At 67.2% G+C, this 19,327-nt stretch carries 15 protein-coding genes and 2 tRNA genes; 14 read left to right on the plus strand and 3 right to left on the minus strand.

Going from position 1 to position 19,327, the window contains the following annotated elements; genetic code table 11:
- The first annotated feature begins 41 nt into the window (after positions 1-41).
- Both NGR01S_RS28820 and NGR01S_RS28825 read left to right on the plus strand, forming a co-directional pair.
- On the plus strand, positions 42-515 hold the full coding sequence (locus NGR01S_RS28820) for a ribose-5-phosphate isomerase (RefSeq protein ID WP_063042414.1): 474 nt from the start codon (positions 42-44) through the stop codon (positions 513-515).
- Between the two features lie 24 nt (positions 516-539).
- A complete protein-coding gene (locus NGR01S_RS28825) occupies positions 540-1,352 on the plus strand; it encodes an Fpg/Nei family DNA glycosylase (protein ID WP_063042416.1) in 813 nt (270 codons plus the stop codon).
- A 10-nt stretch (positions 1,353-1,362) separates the two neighbouring features.
- On the opposite strand, the gene NGR01S_RS28830 is transcribed toward NGR01S_RS28825, so the two are convergent.
- Entirely contained in the window at positions 1,363-2,313 is a 951-nt protein-coding gene (locus NGR01S_RS28830; protein ID WP_063042461.1) for a GGDEF domain-containing protein, read from the minus strand.
- A 468-nt stretch (positions 2,314-2,781) separates the two neighbouring features.
- Between NGR01S_RS28830 and NGR01S_RS28835 the strand changes: the two genes are divergently transcribed.
- A tRNA-Gly gene (locus NGR01S_RS28835) sits at positions 2,782-2,855 on the plus strand.
- A 453-nt stretch (positions 2,856-3,308) separates the two neighbouring features.
- Positions 3,309-3,382: transfer RNA gene (locus tag NGR01S_RS28840), tRNA-Pro, on the plus strand.
- A gap of 42 nt (positions 3,383-3,424) precedes the next feature.
- Here NGR01S_RS28840 and NGR01S_RS28845 read toward each other — a convergent pair.
- Entirely contained in the window at positions 3,425-4,201 is a 777-nt protein-coding gene (locus NGR01S_RS28845; RefSeq protein ID WP_084481791.1) for a MerR family transcriptional regulator, read from the minus strand.
- 295 nt (positions 4,202-4,496) lie between these two features.
- On the opposite strand from NGR01S_RS28845, the gene NGR01S_RS28850 reads away from it, so the two are divergent.
- The 9 genes from NGR01S_RS28850 to NGR01S_RS28890 all read left to right on the plus strand — a co-directional run bounded on the left by NGR01S_RS28850 (position 4,497) and on the right by NGR01S_RS28890 (position 14,303).
- Positions 4,497-4,946: a hypothetical protein gene (locus NGR01S_RS28850; RefSeq protein ID WP_157107489.1), complete on the plus strand. Its 450-nt coding sequence runs from the start codon at positions 4,497-4,499 to the stop codon at positions 4,944-4,946.
- 44 nt (positions 4,947-4,990) lie between these two features.
- Positions 4,991-5,884, plus strand: coding sequence for an ROK family protein (locus tag NGR01S_RS28855; protein ID WP_063042420.1), 894 nt, complete (start codon positions 4,991-4,993; stop codon positions 5,882-5,884).
- A 532-nt stretch (positions 5,885-6,416) separates the two neighbouring features.
- Complete coding sequence (locus NGR01S_RS28860) at positions 6,417-7,535, plus strand: GAF domain-containing protein (RefSeq protein ID WP_063042463.1); 1,119 nt, start codon at positions 6,417-6,419, stop codon at positions 7,533-7,535.
- Positions 7,536-7,625: 90 nt separating this feature from the next.
- On the plus strand, positions 7,626-8,624 hold the full coding sequence (locus tag NGR01S_RS28865) for a conjugal transfer protein (RefSeq protein WP_245664815.1): 999 nt from the start codon (positions 7,626-7,628) through the stop codon (positions 8,622-8,624).
- Between the two features lie 17 nt (positions 8,625-8,641).
- Positions 8,642-8,902 (plus strand): hypothetical protein, encoded by a 261-nt coding sequence (locus tag NGR01S_RS28870; RefSeq protein ID WP_030525365.1) that lies wholly within the window; start codon positions 8,642-8,644, stop codon positions 8,900-8,902.
- A gap of 5 nt (positions 8,903-8,907) precedes the next feature.
- Complete coding sequence (locus NGR01S_RS31815; protein WP_174551761.1) at positions 8,908-9,495, plus strand: hypothetical protein; 588 nt, start codon at positions 8,908-8,910, stop codon at positions 9,493-9,495.
- Positions 9,495-12,020 carry an ATP-binding protein gene (locus NGR01S_RS28880; RefSeq protein ID WP_063042422.1) on the plus strand — a complete coding sequence of 842 codons (2,526 nt, stop codon included), beginning with the start codon at positions 9,495-9,497 and terminating at the stop codon, positions 12,018-12,020. The genes NGR01S_RS31815 and NGR01S_RS28880 overlap by 1 nt, the downstream gene beginning before the upstream one ends.
- 61 nt (positions 12,021-12,081) lie before the next feature.
- A complete protein-coding gene (locus NGR01S_RS28885) occupies positions 12,082-12,861 on the plus strand; it encodes an NlpC/P60 family protein (protein ID WP_157107491.1) in 780 nt (259 codons plus the stop codon).
- Complete coding sequence (locus NGR01S_RS28890) at positions 12,858-14,303, plus strand: C40 family peptidase (RefSeq protein WP_063042426.1); 1,446 nt, start codon at positions 12,858-12,860, stop codon at positions 14,301-14,303. The genes NGR01S_RS28885 and NGR01S_RS28890 overlap by 4 nt, the downstream gene beginning before the upstream one ends.
- A gap of 40 nt (positions 14,304-14,343) precedes the next feature.
- On the opposite strand, the gene NGR01S_RS28895 is transcribed toward NGR01S_RS28890, so the two are convergent.
- Positions 14,344-16,632 carry a hypothetical protein gene (locus tag NGR01S_RS28895; protein WP_063042428.1) on the minus strand — a complete coding sequence of 763 codons (2,289 nt, stop codon included), beginning with the start codon at positions 16,630-16,632 and terminating at the stop codon, positions 14,344-14,346.
- A 419-nt stretch (positions 16,633-17,051) separates the two neighbouring features.
- On the opposite strand from NGR01S_RS28895, the gene NGR01S_RS28900 reads away from it, so the two are divergent.
- Positions 17,052-19,322: a hypothetical protein gene (locus tag NGR01S_RS28900; RefSeq protein WP_063042430.1), complete on the plus strand. Its 2,271-nt coding sequence runs from the start codon at positions 17,052-17,054 to the stop codon at positions 19,320-19,322.
- Positions 19,323-19,327: the final 5 nt, after the last annotated feature.

Here is a 19,327-nt window from a genome sequence, read left to right on the forward strand (position 1 = left end):
CGCCGTCGGCGCCCGGCAGGAGGCCTGACAGAATCGCAGCCATGCGCGTATACCTGGGTGCCGATCACGCTGGTTTCGAATTGAAGAACGCCGTCAAGGACCACCTGGAAAAGGCCGGTCACGAGGTCGTCGACTGCGGCGCCCTCGTCTACGACGCGCTCGACGACTATCCCGCCTTCTGCATCGAGGCGGCCCGCCGCACCGTCGCCGACCCGGGCAGCCTGGGCCTGGTTTTCGGGGGCAGCGGTAACGGCGAGCAGATCGCCGCGAACAAGGTGCCGGGTGCGCGGTGCGCGCTGGCCTGGAGCGTCGAGACCGCCCGCCTGGCGCGGGAACACAACAACGCGCAGCTGATCGGTATCGGTGGCCGGATGCACTCGCGCGACGAGGCACTGGCGATCGTGGACGCCTTCATCGAGACCCCGTGGTCCGCCGAGGAGCGGCATCAGCGTCGGATCGATATCCTCGCCGACTACGAGAAGACCGGCGAACCGCCGGCGCTGCCCGCCCACTGATCCACCGGGCGAGCGAGTAGTCGGGTGCCGGAAGGTCACACTCTGCACCGCCTCGCCCGCCGGCACGAACAGCGGCTGGCCGGCGCGGTGGTGCGGGTGACGAGCCCGCAGGGGAAGTTCGCGACGGGAGCCGCCCGGGTAGACGGCCGGGTTCTCGTCCGCTCCGGGGCGTGGGGCAAACATCTGCTCCACGAATACGAGGGCGAGCTGTACGTGCACATCCACCTGGGCTTGTACGGCACCTTCAGCGAATCGGAGCTGCCGATGCCCGAGCCGGTGGGGCAGGTCCGGATGCGGCTGACCGGGCCGGGCCGCGACGGCCGCGGGTTCGGCACCGATCTGCGCGGCCCCACCGCCTGTGAGGTCCTCACCCTGCCGGAGACCGAGGTGCTCATCGCCCGGCTCGGACCCGACCCGCTGCGCCCGGACGCCGACCCGGACCGGGCGTGGGCGCGGATCCGCCGCTCGCGGCGCAGTATCGGATCCCTGCTCATGGATCAGCGGGTGATCGCCGGCGTGGGCAATGTGTATCGCGCGGAAGTACTGTTCCGGCACGGCATCCCCCCGCAACGCCAGGGCGCGGAACTGACCGCCGCGCAATGGTCGGCGCTGTGGGCCGACCTGGTCGACCTGATGCGCGTGGGTGTGCGTCGCGGAAAAATGCATGTGGTGCGGCCGGAGCACGATCACGGCGCGCCCTCCTATGCCGCGGACCGGCCGCGCACCTATGTCTACCGCCGGGCGGGTGAACCCTGCCGATGCTGCAGCGAACCGGTGCGGCATACGGTGCTGGAGGGTCGGAACCTGTTCTGGTGCGCGCAGTGCCAGCCCGCCTGAACCGCGCGGATCAACCCGCGACGGCCGTATCGGTACCCAGCGTTTCCGCTCCGGCGTACCGGTGCCCGCCCGCGGTTTTCGCCGAGTACATCGCCTGATCGGCCCGGCGCAGCAATTCGGCCAGTTCGCTGCGGTCCTGCGGCGGGGCATAGGTGGTGCCGACGCTGGCCGAGACCGGTACCGGTCCCGCCGACGACCACACTGAATCGTTCAGCGCGTGCACGATGGCGTGGGCCAGTTCGGTGACACGGTTGTCGGCCATCCCGGCCGCCAATACGAACTCGTCCCCGCCGTAGCGGCACACCACCGCGCCCGGTGGCGCCACCTCCCGCAGCCGCTTGGCCAGTTCGACCAGTACCTCGTCGCCCACCGCGTGACCGTAGCCGTCGTTGATCTGCTTGAACCGGTCCAGATCCACCACCAGCAGACCCACTCCGCGGTCGGCCTGTTCGGCCATCATGCGTACCCGCTTGCGCAGCAGTGTGCGGTTGGCCAGCCCGGTCAGTGCGTCGTGGGTGGCCTCGTGCTCGAGCCGCTGCTGCAGCGCGGCGAATTCGCGGACCCGCTGCGTGGCCTCGTCGGAAAGGTTCTTCTTCTGCTGGGCCAGGGCAAGCTCCTGGAGCGCCTGGGCATAACTGTCGATGGCCTGGCTGGCCACCAGCGGCCATCGGGTGGCCACCAGGGATCCGCGTGGGCCGGCCGGAAAGCCGAGCAGGGTGCGGGTGACCAGCGCGAGCATCCGGACCCGGTGCAGCGGTTCGGCGCAGAGGCGGGCACCGAGTCGGCGGGCCGCGCGAATCGGGAAGGGGTCGGAAACGGTGAGGTGCAGCAGCTGTTCGAGGATTTCGACGAGCACGGGTTCGATCTCGGCGGCGCTGATCTCGGCGTCGGGTTGGGCGCCGGCGGCCAGCGCCCACTCCCGTGCCGTGGAACGGACGGGTGGCCGGGACTCAGCGGTCATCTCGACCACCGGTATCGGTGGAGCTCACGCCGCGGATCAGGGTCCGCCACGTCGGTACCGGGCTGGGCCGGCTCTGTCGCACTGCTATGCGGATGGTCCACCTTGTCGGGTGCACGCTACCGCCCCCTTTCCAGATACCCCGTCCGGCAAGAAGATCGTAGCAAGATGGTGGAACCCGCCGACCTGCGTTCTAGAACAGGTTCCGGGCCCCGGTACAACAGTGATCTCTGCTCCTATCGTCGCGGAAACTCTTGCGTTACACACTTTTGCAGAAGTATCGCGGCCGTACCCGGCCCGGTGACCCGGAATGCGGTCTTCCCGTCACTGGTGGGTCGGCGCGGTCTGCCCGGGCCCGGTGCAACCGGCGGGATCCGCGCCGGTGCGGGGCTGATTGGCGAAATGAAACCGCGATTGGGTAGAGTCGCTGTGCGCGCGATATCGTGGCGATCCCATGGATATCGTATGCACGCGGGTGTAGTTCAATGGTAGAACCTCAGCCTTCCAAGCTGATGGTGCGGGTTCGATTCCCGTCACCCGCTCCACCCGAAAAGACCCTGCCAGCAGGGTCTTTTTTCGTAGTTCCGCAGGGCTGAGAGCCGGGCGTACCAGCGGGTGCGCCACCGGCCTCCTGCTCGCTCCCCTTCTTCCATCGGCCGTCGGCGGCACCGGACGTCGACATGCGAGTCCGTCCGTCCGGCGTACGGCCGCCACCCGGGCCGCTCGCGGCCCGTAGCGGCCCGGCGGGGCAGTCGGGATTACTGAAGAAGGTGACGATCAGGGGGTGATCACCGCGGCGGCCCACCGGAGACCGGGCCGGTGCGTGCGGACCCGTGGGATAGTGGCCGAAGCCGGACCTGGTGGAGTGGTCGTCGGCCGAGCGGGGCCGGCCGCCGCCTCCGGCCTTCCGTGCCCGGTCTGCTGCCTACCGTCGGCGTCGGGGGCGGGGCTCCGGTGTGGTTTGCCTTCGCCGTGAATGCGTGGCATCTTGTTCTCGACGGGGTGTGGCGCAGCTTGGTAGCGCACCCGCTTTGGGAGCGGGTGGTCGCAGGTTCAAATCCTGTCACCCCGACAATTGTTCGTTCGCATCGCCGCGCCGCCTCGGTGCGGCACCTCAGATCCGCGATCGCGACGGCTGTTTCTCGTCGTTCACCGCGCTCTGCTGACCGGTACGGGGCAGCCCGATCTCCACATCCGGCGCCGGGAGCTCCGCGCGGCGCCCGAAGGCCTGGTCGATCAATTCGGACGCGGCCCGGGTGACGATCAGCCGCGCAATGGCCAGGTCGGTCTCCAGTTTGGTGCGGTCCTTGGGGTTTCGCTCGGATTGCTCGTAGGCGCGGCTCGCCAGGACATAGAAGATTTCGGCGGCGTAGCGGTCGGCGATGCGGTCGCAATCGGCACGCATACGTTCGACCAGATGGAAGGTTGCGGCGGCGGGCAGGCCGGCGTCGGTGAGCCGGGTGGCCAGATCGCTGCAGCGTGGGTTGGTGACCCGGTACACGTCGAAGGGGTCGTCACTGGCGGCCAGTGCCTGCTGGACATATTCGGGAAGTTCGTGGGCCGGCTCCTCGGGCTCCGGCTTCGCCGCGACCGGGGCCTGTCGCCCGGGTGTGCTGACGGTCTGGTCGGTAACCCCCAGTACGTCCCCGAGGCCGTCACCGCGGTCCCAGGCGGCCAGGAGTTCCCGGATGCCGTTCAGTTTCATACCCCGGCCGAGCAGGCGGCTGATGGTCTGCAACCGGTTGAGGTGGTCCGAGCCGTAGTAGCCGATCCGGCCCCGGACGTCGGGCGAGGGCAGCAGCCCACGCTCGTGGTACACGCGGACGCTGCGCACGGTGGTTTCGGCAGCCCGCGCCAGCTCGTCGATCGTGTACTCGGATTCGCCAGCCATACGTATAGGAAACCATAATCGGGCCCGTAGATAAACGGTCCGTAACCAAACGAACCGCTGAGCAGCGGCTAAAAGATGTGAAAAACAGGTCAACGTCCCGTTACCTAACGGCATGAGCCCTTGCCTGATTAGCCTTCCGTGCTCTAACGTGCGTGATGCAGCTGACATCAGCTGGTTTCCGGGGACTGTTGAGCAGCCCTGACGTTCCGCCCGACCAACGGGACACGTATCGGTTCAACCCGGCGTGCCCTCGGCAGTTCCGGAGACGGTTATGAGCACAATGCGAATTCGTTCCGTGAGTGTGGTTACACCCCGCGCCACCACTACTTCCCGGCTTCCCGCGACGCCGCTTCCGGCGACCGCGAAATCGGCGCAGCGCCCCCCGTGTGCGGAGGTGCCCGACAGCTGGGACCTCGACTCCGGCACTCCGGAAGCCTGGCATTCAGCGGTGCGCATCTGCTATGGCTGCCCGCTGTTCGCGCAGTGCAGCCGACTGGCGCAGACCCTCATCGAGCGAGGAGATGCGCCGCGAGCCATGATCTGGGCGGGCGTCGCCTACGACAACTCGGGCAATGTCATCGAGAACCTCGACCGGCACCGCACCGTGCCCATCGACCACAAGCGTCCGATGCGGATCATCCGCAACGGCCCGCGCCCCACTCACGGCACGACGGTCGCCGGGGCTCCGAAACGGCATATCGTGCTGGGTCGCCCACTTCGGCCGACGGAGCCGGCGGCTGTCTGACTATGCTCCGGGGCAAACACGGATCTAGCTCTGGTGGTGCGTAGATGACAATCCTGGCGTTGGAGATCGGTCCGACCCGGTTCGCCGCAATCGAGATCGCCGACGACGTCGGGGCCGACCGGGTCGAACGAATCCCCGTCCCGCAGGACGCGGCCTGGGATCGAGTGCGGGAGTTGCTGCTCGGTATCGCCGCGGGGCGCGATGTCACCGCGGTCGGTATCGCCTCCAGCGGCCCCATCGACATGGCGTCCGGGGTGGTCGCTCCGGAGCAGGTCCGCGAGTGGCAGGCCGGTTTTCCGCTCGTGGAATCGGTGCAGAAGCTGTTTCCGTCCGCGGTGGTGGCGATGGCGCTCGACGGCGTATGCCTGGCCCTGGCCGAACGTCATTTCGGCGCCACCCAGGAGATCATGGACTCGGTGTCGATCTACTTGTCGGACATGATCGTCGGCGGGGTCATGGTCGGCGGATTCGTCGTGGTCGGGCGCACCGGCAACGCGGGCCAGATCGGCCATATGCTGGTGCCCGGCTACGACGAACCCTGTGTATGCGGCGGCCGCGGCTGTCTGGAGTCGGTGGCCGGCGGTGCCGCACTGACCAAATGGGCGCGGAACGAGGGCTGGGTCGGCGACTCGATCGAGGCCCTCGCGCAGGACGCGCAGGCCGGGGACCGGATCGCGGTGGCCGCGCTGGAGCGGGCCGGGACAGCGCTGGGCCGGGCCATCGCCTCGATGGCACCCCTGCTCGATATCGATCGGGTGGTGATCGGCGGGCCGATCGCCGCGCCCGGGACGGCGCTGTGGAAGTCGCTGCACAATGCGATCGCGATGCACGCGCGACTGCCTTTTCTGACAGGCCTGCGGGCGGTGCCCTCCGAGCTGGAAGACCTCGGTCTGCTGGCCGGTGCGGGCGTTATCGCCCTGACGACACAGAACGAATGATCCGGGTGTCGCCCGATCCGGGCGTCGTGGGCCCGCACCGGAATTCCCGGTAGGGCTGTTCGGCAGAGCGATCTCCGCCCCCGTTCCGGCATCCGCCACGGCGATGACCCGGGCTGTCGTTCCGGTGTCCCGTCGGCACGGCGACCCGGCTCGCCTTCCGCGTCCCCGATCGAGATCAGGCGGTCGTAGTCTCCGTCGGATGATTTGCCAATGATTAGCGCAGGTCGGTGCCAGTATTCAACGTCCGGTCCGGCGCGGACGGGGCGCCGCGCCGGTAGCCGATGCGAGACCTGAACTTTTCATGTCGCCAATGGTTTCCGTAGAATCGCTCGGCCGGCCATCGGCGCGCCCGGTCAACGGGGGTTGCTGGTTTGCCCGGTTGCCGGTTCCGTTCTTCGCGTTACGCCCAAGGTCCACTGTTGAACGTACCGCTGCGCAACGGTACATTATGTTCTGCGGCCGATGTCTCGTTTGAGGCACCCACCGCGCAACGGTAGGACGCACGCGATGAGAGGGCGCAGTGATCCCCTGGGTGACGGTCGAAACTTTGGCGCCGGAAGGATTCTCGGTCGCGTCGGTCGGGGATGCCGCACGTGAGTTCGCCGACTGGCGGCGGGTGCTGCAGCGGCAGCTCGCCCGCACGCCCGCGTTGTACGACGGGCTGAGTACCCGCGATATCACCGAGGTGCTGCGTGCCTCGATCGAGGGCGCGGCCGAGGTGGACAAAATCGTCCCGACCAGGGCCGGCCCACACAAACTGTTGGTGCGTCCGGTCTTCGGTCCCGGCGGCGAGGTGCACGCCGTGCGCTGGTGGGCCGGACCGGAGAAGGGGCCGGTGCCGCCGCTGCCACGAGCGGTCGGGGTGATCTGGGAGCTGGACAGTCAGACCCTCGCGCAACCCAGCGGTATCACCGCGCTGTCGGGAATCGCGCCCGAGGAATATGTACCGCGGATGTCCATCGCGGAATTCTTCCACCGGATCTCGGCCTTCGATCGGCACGCCGAAGTGCTCGATCTCCTGTATCGGCCGGTGCCCGGGGACAAACTGCAGTTCGAGGTTTCGGTGCTGCGCAACGCGGGACGCGCCACCCGGTGGCGGATCACGGTCCGGGCGCGCGAGAGCGAGTCTCTGCGCGGGGCCTGGTGGCTCATAGAGGACATCACCTCCGACAGTGACCCGGCCGTCTGGCCGACCCTGGAGAGTGTCGGACTGCGCGAGGCGCACCGGCGTGCGGGAAACCACCTGGCGGTGGTCCAGCTGGCGCATACGAGCATCTCGCATTGGCTGACCGATCCGGCGCCCTGGATCCGCTGGGATTACCTGTTCCGTCCGGTCGACGTGTTCCATCCCGATGATCGGGCCCGGTTGGTGGAACTGGGTTCACGGGTGCGTAGCGGGGAAAGCGTCGGGGTGACACTGCGGACCCTCAACTACGCGGGCGGCTACACCCCGACCTCGCTACTGCTCTATCCCTATCCCGGGTTCTCCAATCGGGAGCTGGCGATCGCCCAATTGGTCCGGGTGGCCGACGATATACCCATGGTGGAACCGGAACCGACGGATCTGGCCGCGCCGGGGTCGCCGATCGGGTACGACGATCAGCTCCGCTATCGGCTGGCGGGCCGGTGGCGGCACAGCACCGTGTCCTAGCGCCGCGGTACCCGTGCCGGACCAGTCGAGTCCCCAGTTGTGGGAAGGGGTCGCCGGTCGATCGCGGGGCCGCTCTTTACCATTTCGAGAGTGAGGACTGGGGTGGCCGGACGTGCGGATTCGGGCGAAGCGCTGCTTCGCCGGATGGCCGCGCGCAGGCGCCGCGACAATATTGTCGTGGTCGTTCTGGCCGTCCTCGCGGTCCTGGGCGGTGGCCACGCCGTCTACAGCTTCTTCGCCGCCGACCCGCAGCCCCCGGGTGACGACGCGATGGTGACCGTCGCGGGTCACGACCGGCTGGCCGGTTCCTTCGCCGAGGATTTCGTCGTCGCCTATCTGAGCGCCGGAACCGCGCAACAGGAATCACTGTCGCGATATGTGGGCGGATCCCAGCAAATCGCGCTACCCAAAACCGGCCAGCAGGTCCGTGACCCGATCGTCGTGTACACCACCCGAACGCTTTCCGCCGGGACCATGGAGGTCTGGTCGGTGACGGTGTCGGTGCATGTGGGACGCGGCCAGACCGACGGCCCGCGGCAGTACTACCGGGTCCCTGTCTCGGTATCTGAGGGCAACCTGCGGGCGCTCACCCTGCCCGCCGCGGTGCAGCCGCCCGGTATCGGAGCCGATCTCGCGCAGGCCTATTCGGCACCGTGCGGGGAAGAGACCGCGTTCACGCAGGTCGCCACCGGATTCCTGACCGCCTACCTGACCGGTTCGGGAGATGTCGCGCGGTATGTGACCGTCGAGTCCGGTATCGCCGCGTTACGTCCGGCACCGTTCACCGAACTGAGCACGGTGGCCGTCACCGCCGAGGATTCCGCCTGCGGTACCGCCGGTGAAACCGCCCGGATCTTGGCGACCGTGACCCCGAAGGGACCGACGGGTGCCGCTCCGGCGCTGGCCTATCCACTGACGATGGTCCGTGGGGACGGGCAGTGGCAGGTGCGGATCATCGAAACGCTGCCCGCGCTGAAAGAACCACTCACCGCCGTCGCACCGCAGGGGGAGAAAGTCGGCCCGGCGCCCGGTAACACCACCGGAGCTCCGACCACGACCGTAGAGATTCCACCGGCCACCCAGAACTGACGTGAGGCGACCAACCCATGGGCAATATATCCAATATCCTGTACGGCATTCTCGTCTTCGTCCGCTGGGCGGGCCTGATCCTCATCACCATCGTGTCGATGGGTGTGATGATCTCGGAGGCGGCGAAATCCAAACTGTCCCCGGCGAAGATCCTGGGCGTCGCCGGTTCGGCGATCCTGGCCGCGGTGCTGTTCTGGATGTTGCCGACGCTGGTGAACTACGCCCGCGGCGACGCCAACATGATCGTGCCGGACCACCCCGTGGGCGGTTATAGGTGACCCAGGTGATCAAGGTCTTCACGCCGGTCAAACGTGTCCCCACCATGATCGGCAAGGCCCAGAACGGTCAGAAGCTGCCGTTCGGGCCCTACACCCTGCCGCAGGTGGCGGGTGTAGCCGTGGGATTGATACTCACGGGCGTCGGCGCGATGACCCTGCCGGTGAATCCGGCGATCACCTTTCTGGTCGGTGTGGCACTGACCGTCGTCATCGGGTTCGGGCTCGGCCTGATCCCCTACACCGGGGTGCGGCTGTTGTCCCGGGTCGTGTGGTTCGGCCGGCTGATCCTGTATCCGAAACCGGCCCTCGCCTCGGGGATGCCGGTGACTCCGGAATCGGCCCGGATCACCATGTTCGTCGAGGAGACAGTGGTGGCGATCCTGCCCCACGAGCCGACTACCCCGGTGCCGGCCAGGGAACGCGGCAAGCGAGCGGCCGCCCGGGGCGGTCAGATCCTGGAAATGCTGGGCACGAAACGCTTCCTGCGTCCGGTGGAAGTGGTCGAACCCGCCGTCGCGTCCGGCACGCCGTCGAACTGGCGGACGATGATCAACGGTAACGGGGGGCGGCCGAAGAGCGGAGAGGGACGCTGATGGGGTTCAACCGGGATCTACAACCCACGGCCGCGATTCGCGGACACCTGCAGTTCACCCACACCGGGTTGGTCACCGCGACCTATTTCATCACTCCGCTCGGTTACGGGTTGCGCAAGGCGAGCGATAAATTCGATGTCAAACTCGCGCATCATTCCCTGATCAATAATCTGCCGAACGGTTCGCTGCTACTCGGCATCCAGGCCCGGCAGAACACGATCGATGTGCTGAGCAAAATGGTCGAGGGCGTGGATCTGGACGAATGCGCCGACTACGCCGACGAGGTGTTCGCCTCCTACGAACGGGTCCGGGCCATTTCCCCGCAGACCCGGATCTTCCTGCTGTCGATCCCGGTCGGCACCGCGAACACGAGCGGAATCTCCGCGCTGTCGCGGATGTGGCGGGGCAGTACCACCACCATCGACGCCACCGCCATCTCGCGCGCCGAACTGGATGCCTACGAGGATGAGGCGAACGAGATCCTCTCCCGTGTCGGTAGCGAGTTCGATCCGGTGCCGGTGCCGGCCGCCATGTTCCAGTGGCTGTGGGAGCACTATCTGGCTCGCGGCGCGGTGGGCGATCCGATAGCGCCCACCCGGGCGGGTGCCCTGGACGACGCGACCGCGGCGGTGTTCAAATCCGCGGCCCTGGACGAGGGTGCCCGAGCCGATTCGCAGCGTCGGTTGCGTCCCTCGTTCGTACCGGTGATCAAGGTGGTGCAACCGGATACCGGATACCGGCCGTCGTATCAGGCGATGCTCACTCCGCGTTCTTTCCCCTACGCGGGCATGATGTTTCCCGGTGGCAGCGAATTCCTGAGTGTGATCGACGGCCTTGGTGATGTGACCGTCGACTGGGGTATGCGGATCTCCACCAAACCCGCCGATCAGGTGCTCAAGGCGAACGAGGTGAACCTGCGCCGCCTCGGCGAGCAGATGGACCAGCGCGATCAGGAGATCTCCTTCGCGCAGAACACGCTGATGTCCAAGGCACAGATGCTGGGCGAATACAATCAGCACTTCGAGGTGAACGGCGGGGAATCGGAGGTCTCCTTCACCACGGTCATCGCGGTGGGCGGCCCGTCCCGCGACGAGACCATGGATGCGGTGAACACCCTGCGGCGCCGGTACAAGCGATTCCAGGTGGAGATGGTCGCGCCGGTCGGCGCGCAGGTCGATCTGTGGTCGCTCCTGATTCCGGGCAGTCCGCCGCGCCGTGCCTTCGACGATTTCGCCCATATCGTCCCCTCCGATATGTGGGCCGGTTTCGTACCGTTCACCACCAATCAGATCGGTGACGACAGCGGTCCGGTGATCGGTATCAACCTGCTGTCCGGCCATTTCGAACCCATCCATTTCGGGATCATGGAAGCGGCGCTGCACGACCTGTCGGCCTCCTTCGCGGTGACCGGCGAACTGGGTTCGGGTAAATCGTATTTCCTGAAGCTGATGGCCGTGCTCGTGCACGATATGGGCGGGCAGTTCCTCGCCATCGATCGCAGTCAGGTCGGGGAATGGGAGCATTTCGCGTCCGCAATCGATGATGCGGTGATCATCGACCTCGCCAACCCGACGGTATCGCTGGACCCGTTGCGCCTTTTCGATCCACGGGTGGCCGGTGAACGCGCACTGGATTCCGTATTGCCGCTGCTGGACCTGTCGCCCACCTCGGGTACCGGCGCGGTCATCAGCAATCTGCTCTCGCCTCGCGGCATCGCCGAACACGGGATCGCCAGTCTGCTGGACCTGTTCCGCGTGGTCTGCCGGTTGCGTGACCAACCGGGCTCACTCGAGGAGTACTCCGACCTGGCGGCCCGGCTGGGCACCATCGTGGAACGGGTACCGGTGCTGTTCGACCCGAACCTGGCGCCGATCCGACTCGACGCCGCGGCGACCGTGGTGCGCAGCCACCGGCTGGCGCTGCCGACCGCCGAGGAACTCACCACCCCGCACCTGTACAACCGGCTGCCGCTGACCAAACGGCTCGGCACCGCCTTGTACGAGTTGGTTGGTGTGACGGCGCGGGAGGCTTTCCTCTCCGATAACGGCCGCTTCGGCCTGCTGGTCGGCGACGAAGCGCACCACTTCACCCAGACCCAGGTGGGCGCTGCGGTGACCTCGGACTTCAGCCGAGACGGACGTAAGCACCTGGCCGCGATCGGCCTGGCCTCGCACGATCCGGCCACCGACTTCCAGGGCGCGGCGCACAATCTGATCCCGAACCGCTTCGTGTTCCGTCAGCGCGACGAAACATTGGCCCGTAACAGTTTGGAGTGGCTCGGAGTCGACCTGGAAGAAGCGCCGTTCCTGCTCCAGGCCCTCCGCGAGGAGACCTCACCGCCGGTGGGGGCGGGCCGGCAGGTACCCGAGGAACGGCGGGGCGAGATGTTCATGCGGGACGCGCTGAGCCGGATCGGCCGGGGAAAGGTGCTGGGGCCGGCCCGGGCGGACCGGGCCGAAGCCATCACCAGTACCCCGACCGTCGTCGCGAAAACCGACCGACGAGAGCCGGAGGCGGTGCGGTGACCGGGACGTGAACGAGGCGGCGGACAAGAGCGTACCCGACGGGCGGCAGTTCAGGACGATCATGTTGATCGTTTTCCTGATCCTGGTCTGCGGCTGCGGCGGTACGGTGATAGCGGTGATCGCCCCGCTGGGCGAGATGGTCTCCCTGGGCCGGACCGATTACCAGCGGCAGTGCGATATCGCCCTGGGAACGACGACCGGTACCGCGACCCCCACCGCGCCGACCACGACGACCTCCGCCCCGGACTCGTACCCGGCCGCCACCTCGCCTCGTCCCACCGCTAATCCGTACGCCGCGATGCAGATCGAAGACGGCGATACCGACCTGACCGATCGCGACCGGGCCTGTTACACGGCGATGCAGTCGGCGCCGTATCAAGACCAGCCGTTGCGGCAGCCGAATACCGGCTTCGCGGCGGTCTGCGCCGCCGATCTTGCGCTGCGGTATCCCGAAGCCGGAGGAACGGCGGCCATGGCGGAGTACATACGTGATGTGGTCTACAGTGCCTCGATCGTCACCACGACCGGACAGTGTGCGCCGACCCGCGCCCCGGCCCCCGTCGCGGAGGAGAGTTGTGGAGACCCCGCGAAAAAAGTCCCCGCGGTGGTGCTGCCGGTGAGCGTGGGCGCCCAAGGCTACTGCGGGCAGCTGGTCGACCCGGACGCGGCCTCACCCGGTGACGTGGTGTTCTGGGAGTACCGCGACAACGCCGCCACCAAGGCCGGGATCGCGCTCGGGCCACGCGAACTGGTGACCGTGGACAACGGCAGGTTCGTGCGGCTCGGCGTCCCCGACGGTGCCGAGGTGCAGATCAAACGGGTACTGGGGGAGGTGGCGTGACCAGCGCGGAAATCGGACCCTACCCGGTCGAGGCCGAGAGCGAGGCGGAGCCGGACAACGCTGTGCCGCAGTCCGGCTCGCCTTGGCAGCCGGGTGAGCGGCGGCAGTGGGGTAGGGGCACGGGCAACGGATCGCCGCCGGGAGCACCTTCGACACCGGCAGGTCCCGCGGGGCAGAACGGCGCCACCCCCGCCGGCAATTCCGCGTCGGCGCCGCCCGCCGCGCCCGCGCCGAACTCCGCGATCTCCGCGCCTCCCGTCACACCTGTCGCGGCCCCGATCGCCGCGCCTCCAGCGGTCGCCGCGCCGGTGTCCGCGCAACCGGCTCCGCCCGCTGCTGCTCCCGCCGCTCCTGCCACGCGGAAGGAGGACGAGCCGGAACCGGAACCGCTGGTGGACCCGGAGATGTTGGCGCAGATGGCGCCCATGGCGTTGATGGCGGGCTCGGCACTGTTGCCGATGATCGGATCGGCGCTGTCCGGGCTGCTGGGCGGTGGGTCCGGTGCCGGCGCCGCGGCGCCCGCTGCCGAAACGGCCGGCACGCCGATCGACCCGCAATCCGACCGGGCCATGAAGGTGCTGAAACTGCTCGAGGCGATGTACGGCGAAGGGGAGCCGAAAGATCCCGAAGTGAAGAAACTGCGGGAGAAGGTCGGCGGAAGCCAGACCGGCGGCAGCGGTGACGGCCCGGCGATGATCAAGGCCAAGCGGATGTTCCAGGCGACTCGGGCCACCGCCTTCAACAATCTGGACAAACAGCTGGCGAACTACTGTTCAACTCTCGCCGGGACCAACAAGGTCGACCAGAATGCCGTGCGGCAGCTGTTGAAACAGACGAACGCGGCGCTGGCCGAGCTGGGTCCGCTGGCGTACACCAAAGAGGGGCAGCAGAAGGTCCGCCGGATCCTCACCGCGGCACTGCAGACCGCGCACAAGATCGTTTCCGGGGGTACGGCGAATTCGGCCGATACCGCCTCGGCGATCAACCAGCTCACCAACCAGTACCTGTACAACATCCTGGGAAAGGAATTGCCCGGGGGCGTGAAGCTCACCCCTGTCGCGGGGTCGACCGTCAACGGTGGCTCGGAGCGGGCGCAATTCGCGGTCAAGACCGCGCTGGCCCAGCGAGGCGACCCCTATGTGTGGGGCGCCGAGGGCCCGAACAGTTTCGACTGCTCCGGACTTACGCAGTATGCGGCCGCGAAGGCGGGGGTCAAAATACCTCGCGTCGCCAACGATCAGTATCGGCAACTCCCGGCGGTCAACCCGAGCAATATCCAGCCAGGTGACCTCATCTTCCCCTCGACCAGCTACAAGAACGGTCAGTACGGGCACGTGATGATGTACATAGGCAACGGTCAGGTCGTGCACGCACCGAGAACCGGTGACGTTGTTCGGGTCACAAGTCTGCCCAAGAGCTACGAGGCACGGCGCTTCGCCTGAGCACCGGCCGTGCCGGGCCCGGCACGGCCGGTGCTCGATCTTACGGATCCCAGGGGTCCAGACCGGCTTCGGGGTCGAGATGGTCTAGGTTGGCGATACGGGTTGACCACATGGCCAGCCGAGCCCGATTGTGTTCGATGGGGCTGTTGTAGTAATTGAGTGCCGCCTGTTGGAACTCGGTGGCCGCCTCGGTGGCGATTGTCCATCGAGTGTCGCGGCCGACAGCGTTCCACTCCTCACCCGAGATGGCATTGCGCAAGCCGATATCGGAGTCCCAGTGCCGCCGCACACGACTCACGAACGCCTGGTCTACCAGCGCCCCGGGCGGTGGTGTGCTGGTGTGCCTCGCGAAGTTGTTCGCCGCCACGACCGCTTGAGCCGCGAAAGCCCGCTGGGTGGTTACCGTGTCCGTAGGAAGCAGATGGTTCTGAACCGCGCGAGATGCGGCGAGCGCCTTCTGCAGGGGCCCCCAGCCGTACGGGTTCGACGACATACTGGACTTCATCGCCGCTGCTGCCCGCAGTACCTGGTGCACTTGTTCGTCCGGTGTGCCGGCGGCACGCAGCACTGCCGCCATCTGCCCGTCCGGGACCCTGCTGTCGCCGAGACCGTCGAGCGCGTTGGCGATACCGAGTGCCTCGGTCATACCGCCGTGATCGTGGGAGCGAGCCTGCGCTTTGCGCAGCCAGTTCGCGCGGCCCAGGTGGCTCCACTGGTACATTTCCAGGCGCGAGCCGGCGGTCTGGATATTGGCCAGTTCCGAACGCTTCTTGCCGCGGGCCAGCGGATTCAGCGGGTTCGGTGTGGCGGCCATGGCCCAGCCGGTGAGCGGCGAACTGTTGACGGTGTTCAACGCCGCGATCGCCGCCAGCCCGGGGAATCCACCGCCGCCGCCGCCACCGCCACCGCCGCCACCCATACCCAGCGCGGTCCCGCCTCCGCCTCCAGAGCCGGAGGAATTGCCCTGGATGGCGATCGACACCCGGTTGGCGATCCAGTCGTTGCCCCGGGACAAACTGTTGTTCAGTCGCCGCACCTGCGAGACCCCCACGACCTCCACGACGCACAGGATGACGATGACCGACATGACCTGGCCGTCCGCCTGATTGAAGAGGTTGCTGATGAAGAGCACGTAGACACCGAGAAAGACGATGAACACCGTCATCCGAGCGGCCGCGATGAACGCGTCGACGATATTGCGGACGAGGAATGTCTGCGTGGGTCCGTACACGAAACCGCCGGCGGCGAACCCGAAGATCGTCATGAATCCGTGATAGATGGCGTTCATTGCCGCCTTCATCACCTTCAGGGCGAGATAGATGGCGAAGATCAGCAGCACGGTGGCACAGATCAGCAGAATGAGGCCGGTGCCCACCTGGCCCATTGTGGGTGTGGAGGCTTTCGCGTAGGCGGATTGATTACCGCAATTCTGTATTCCCTCCCGCACATTGCTGTCCTTTCCGGACAGCACGCCGGCGGACCAGGCGGTCTCACAGGCCGCGTAGTTGTCGACGACCTGACCGAAGTTCCACACCTGCACCGGTTTACGAGCGAAATTATCTGCCAGATCGTGCTGGATGGTCGTGACCAGTAGGGCGGGATTCGGGTTGCCGTCCCCGGTGAGCCCCGCCGCGACCGACAGGCCGACATCACGACCCTGGGTGAGCAACCCGTCGGAGGAGAGCACATCGGCCAGTGGTTCGGCCAGGAAGAGCGGACCCAGAATCGCCACGCCGAGCATGGTGATGATCTGCATCACGGCTTTGCTGGGAAAACCGCGGACGATGAACCAGGCCACGAAGAACGCGCCGATGGTGGCCGCGGTGATCAGGAGCATCGGGGTGGCGATCTGGCGCGCGAGGGCGTCGGCGACACCGGTGAGCGCGTTGGCGAACATATCCAGCCAGGCGAAACTGAACGCGAATCCGATGATCCAGATGGCGGTGGTGACAATGGCCATGTAGCCGACGAATTCGAGGCTGATGAGGGTCCACAGGACAGTGTTGCCCGGATTGAACAAACCACCCTTGTCTGTAGCGAAGGTGTAACTCGCGAGCGGTACCCCGTTGGAGTCGCGTACGTTCATCCAGCTCAGGCCATCGATCTGGGAGACACCGCTACTGGTCTGCGCCGTGGCCACCGCGCCGACGATGCCGGGGAAGACGACCATGACCAGGACGATCAGCAGTGACCACAGCAGGCGGCGCCGCCAGGGGTTGCCGTCGACCCACTCACGGGCCCGATGCACCAGGGTGTCCGGATACCAACGCAGCGCATCCCATTCCGTTGCGGGCACCGGCCGTTGCGCCGCGGGTGTCGATGTGGTCATGGGCAGGTCACCGCCGGACAGGCGCCGCTGCGGATCGCACGCCCACCGGCGGATACGCGGGCCGGTCCGCCCGCGATTCCGCTGCGCCGTGCCGGGGGATGTGCCGCCGCTTCGCCTAGTGGTTGACGCAGGTTCATCGACTGTTTCCTCCTGCGGCATCCGGCCCTCGGGTGACCCTGAGGGACAGTGGTGTTCGTGCACGTCAGTGTATGACCGGGGACTTCGATGATGACCTGTTCGGCCAGGTCAGCGCTTCCCGTCATTGGGAATCCAAGACAATGAGTGGGTTCAGGAAGGAGTCGCGCGCATGGTCGGCTGCCGATGCTCGGGTCCCGGTGCCGGCCCGATTGTGAACGCCCACCGTGCCGGCGGGCCGGTCGTCCGCGTCGCTGCCGATAGAGCATGCGAGGGGTGATCGCGTGGGCATAGGCGACTGGTTCGAGGACCATTGGGACGACGTCGTCGTCGGTGTGGCGGGCGCTGCCGGTTTCGCGCTGGGTGGGCCGGCGGGCGCCGCTCTGGTCGGCGGATTGGCAGGTGGCCTGACCGCGGCGGCTCAAGGCGAGGATTTCCTCGCCGGCATGACGCTCGGCGCCGCCGGTGGTCTCCTGGGCGGGGCTGCCGGGCTCATCGGTCGTGGATTCTTCAGCGCGGTCGGACAGACGGCATTGCAGGGCGGGCGTGGCCTTGTGACGAATGGGGCGGCGCGAGCCATCCCCGGCGCATTCAACGGAGTGCGCTCCGGGCTCAATAATTCCACGACGCGGCTGGTTTCCGGAATGCTCGGTTCCGGCATCGGCGCCACACCGTGGCAGACCGATATGAATCTGCGCGAAAACTACTACAAGAACATGGGCGGCTATCCCGAAGTGCCGGTTATCGATATCACCGATGACGAGATTCCGGAAGCGCCGGAGAAGATGGCGCGGATATACATGCCCGATCCGGGGAATCTGCCCTACGGTCTCGAATTCACCGCGCCCATGCAGCAGAACTACCGGACGCTGCCCGCCACCTACGCGGGCTTCTGGAAGAGCCTCGGAACGAAGCCGTCGAAGGACACGCTGCCGAAGAGCCTGGACGTCAGCGATATCTCCGGGGAGGAAGCGTCGGGAATCCCCAACTACGTCGACCGGGTGGCGGCGCTGCGAGGGTATTACAGCGACCTACGGGATACGACGGAGGCGGTGGCGGTCGCGGTGCATCGCACGGGTGAGCTGTGCGATGCGGCCCGCGACGATGTCAACGCATCCATCGGCGCCTTGAAAAAATTCGCCGGTACACATCCACGCGATGCCGAGCGGATAAAAGGCTACAACGAGGAGTACGCCGCGAAACCGAGCCTGCACACCGGGGTGCCGGCTTTCGTCGTCGACGACAGCCTCCTGGCCGCGACCGGTATGTTCAGTTTGGGGCCGAGTGAGGACGCCTATGTCATGGTGCTCGTCGAGTCCGCCCTGGGCAGCGGGGGGAATCTGATGGCGGCCTACGCCCAAAAATTCGAGGAACTGGCCGCGGAAACCGAGGCGAAGAAGCCGAAGGAGAAGGATCCGAAGGAGAAGGACTCGAAGCAGGGCGGTGAGGAGAAGAAGGGGAACGACAAGGGCTCCGACGTGAGAACCGACCAGGACCCGGTGTTCCGGCAGACCACTCCTGCGGACACCACGACCGATACCACCACCGGCGCGACAGCGCAGACTTCGCAGCCGCCGCCGGCGCTGGACCTATCCGACGACGGTTCGGGAACCGATTCGGGTACCGCTGATGGAGCCGACAAGAGAACCGGCGGCTCGACCGGCGACGACAGCGCAGGCCGTACCCCCACTACCACCGCTGCGGGCCCGGACGCCGGGGCGGCGCCGACTACACCCGCAATCGTCCCGCCCGCGGCCACCGCCGCAGCGGGGATGAGCTCGCCGCTCGCGGCGATGATGATGCCGCAGATGTTGCAGGCGTTGACCAACCGTAACGGCGGGACCTCCCGTCGCGCCCACGATGATTCCCGCGACCGCGACGAGAACGCCGGGCGGCCGGGCGAGAGCATCGTCGCGGCGCCCGCGGCCGCACCCACACCCGGTCAGCCGACCGGGCAGCCCGCGACCCCGGCACAGTCCACCGCCGGGGCTCCACCGGCGAAGACCGTTTCCGCCCCGGCGGCCGCGCCGGTGCCCAAGCCCGCCGTCGCCCGATCAGAGGACAATGTCGTCTACACCTTTCCGACGGGCGAGACCCAGGAGGTGTCGGCCGTGGTGGCGCGGGCACTGGACGGGGCCTTCGGGAACGCCGCCGGTACCGACGCGCGGGCTGCCTACACGGGAACCCCGGCCGAATGGACCGACGAGAAGCGGATCGGGCTCCGTATCGATCCGTACCAGCTGATGACCGGTGATGTCGGGCTGTGGGAGGGGCCGGCCGAAGGGGAAGGTCGCGGCAGCCGGACGGCATTGCTGGTGGTCCTGGATTCCGACGCGGACACCGGGGTACTCCAAGCGGTGATCGAAGGGGAACTCCGGGTGGTGACGTCGCTGTCGGAGATGAGTGATGGCGGTGGTGAATTCGGTCCCTTCGTCGGAATGTTCCATCCGCCGGGAATCGAGAAGAGTACGACCGGCGCCGGCTCCGATATCGCCGCGGCGGTGTCGGGCGCTCCCTCGGATCAGCCCGCCGCCGGCGCCGTGATCACCGCATAAGGAGC

Source organism: Nocardia grenadensis NBRC 108939 (assembly GCF_001613445.1).
GTDB classification, from domain to species: Bacteria; Actinomycetota; Actinomycetes; order Mycobacteriales; family Mycobacteriaceae; genus Nocardia; species Nocardia grenadensis.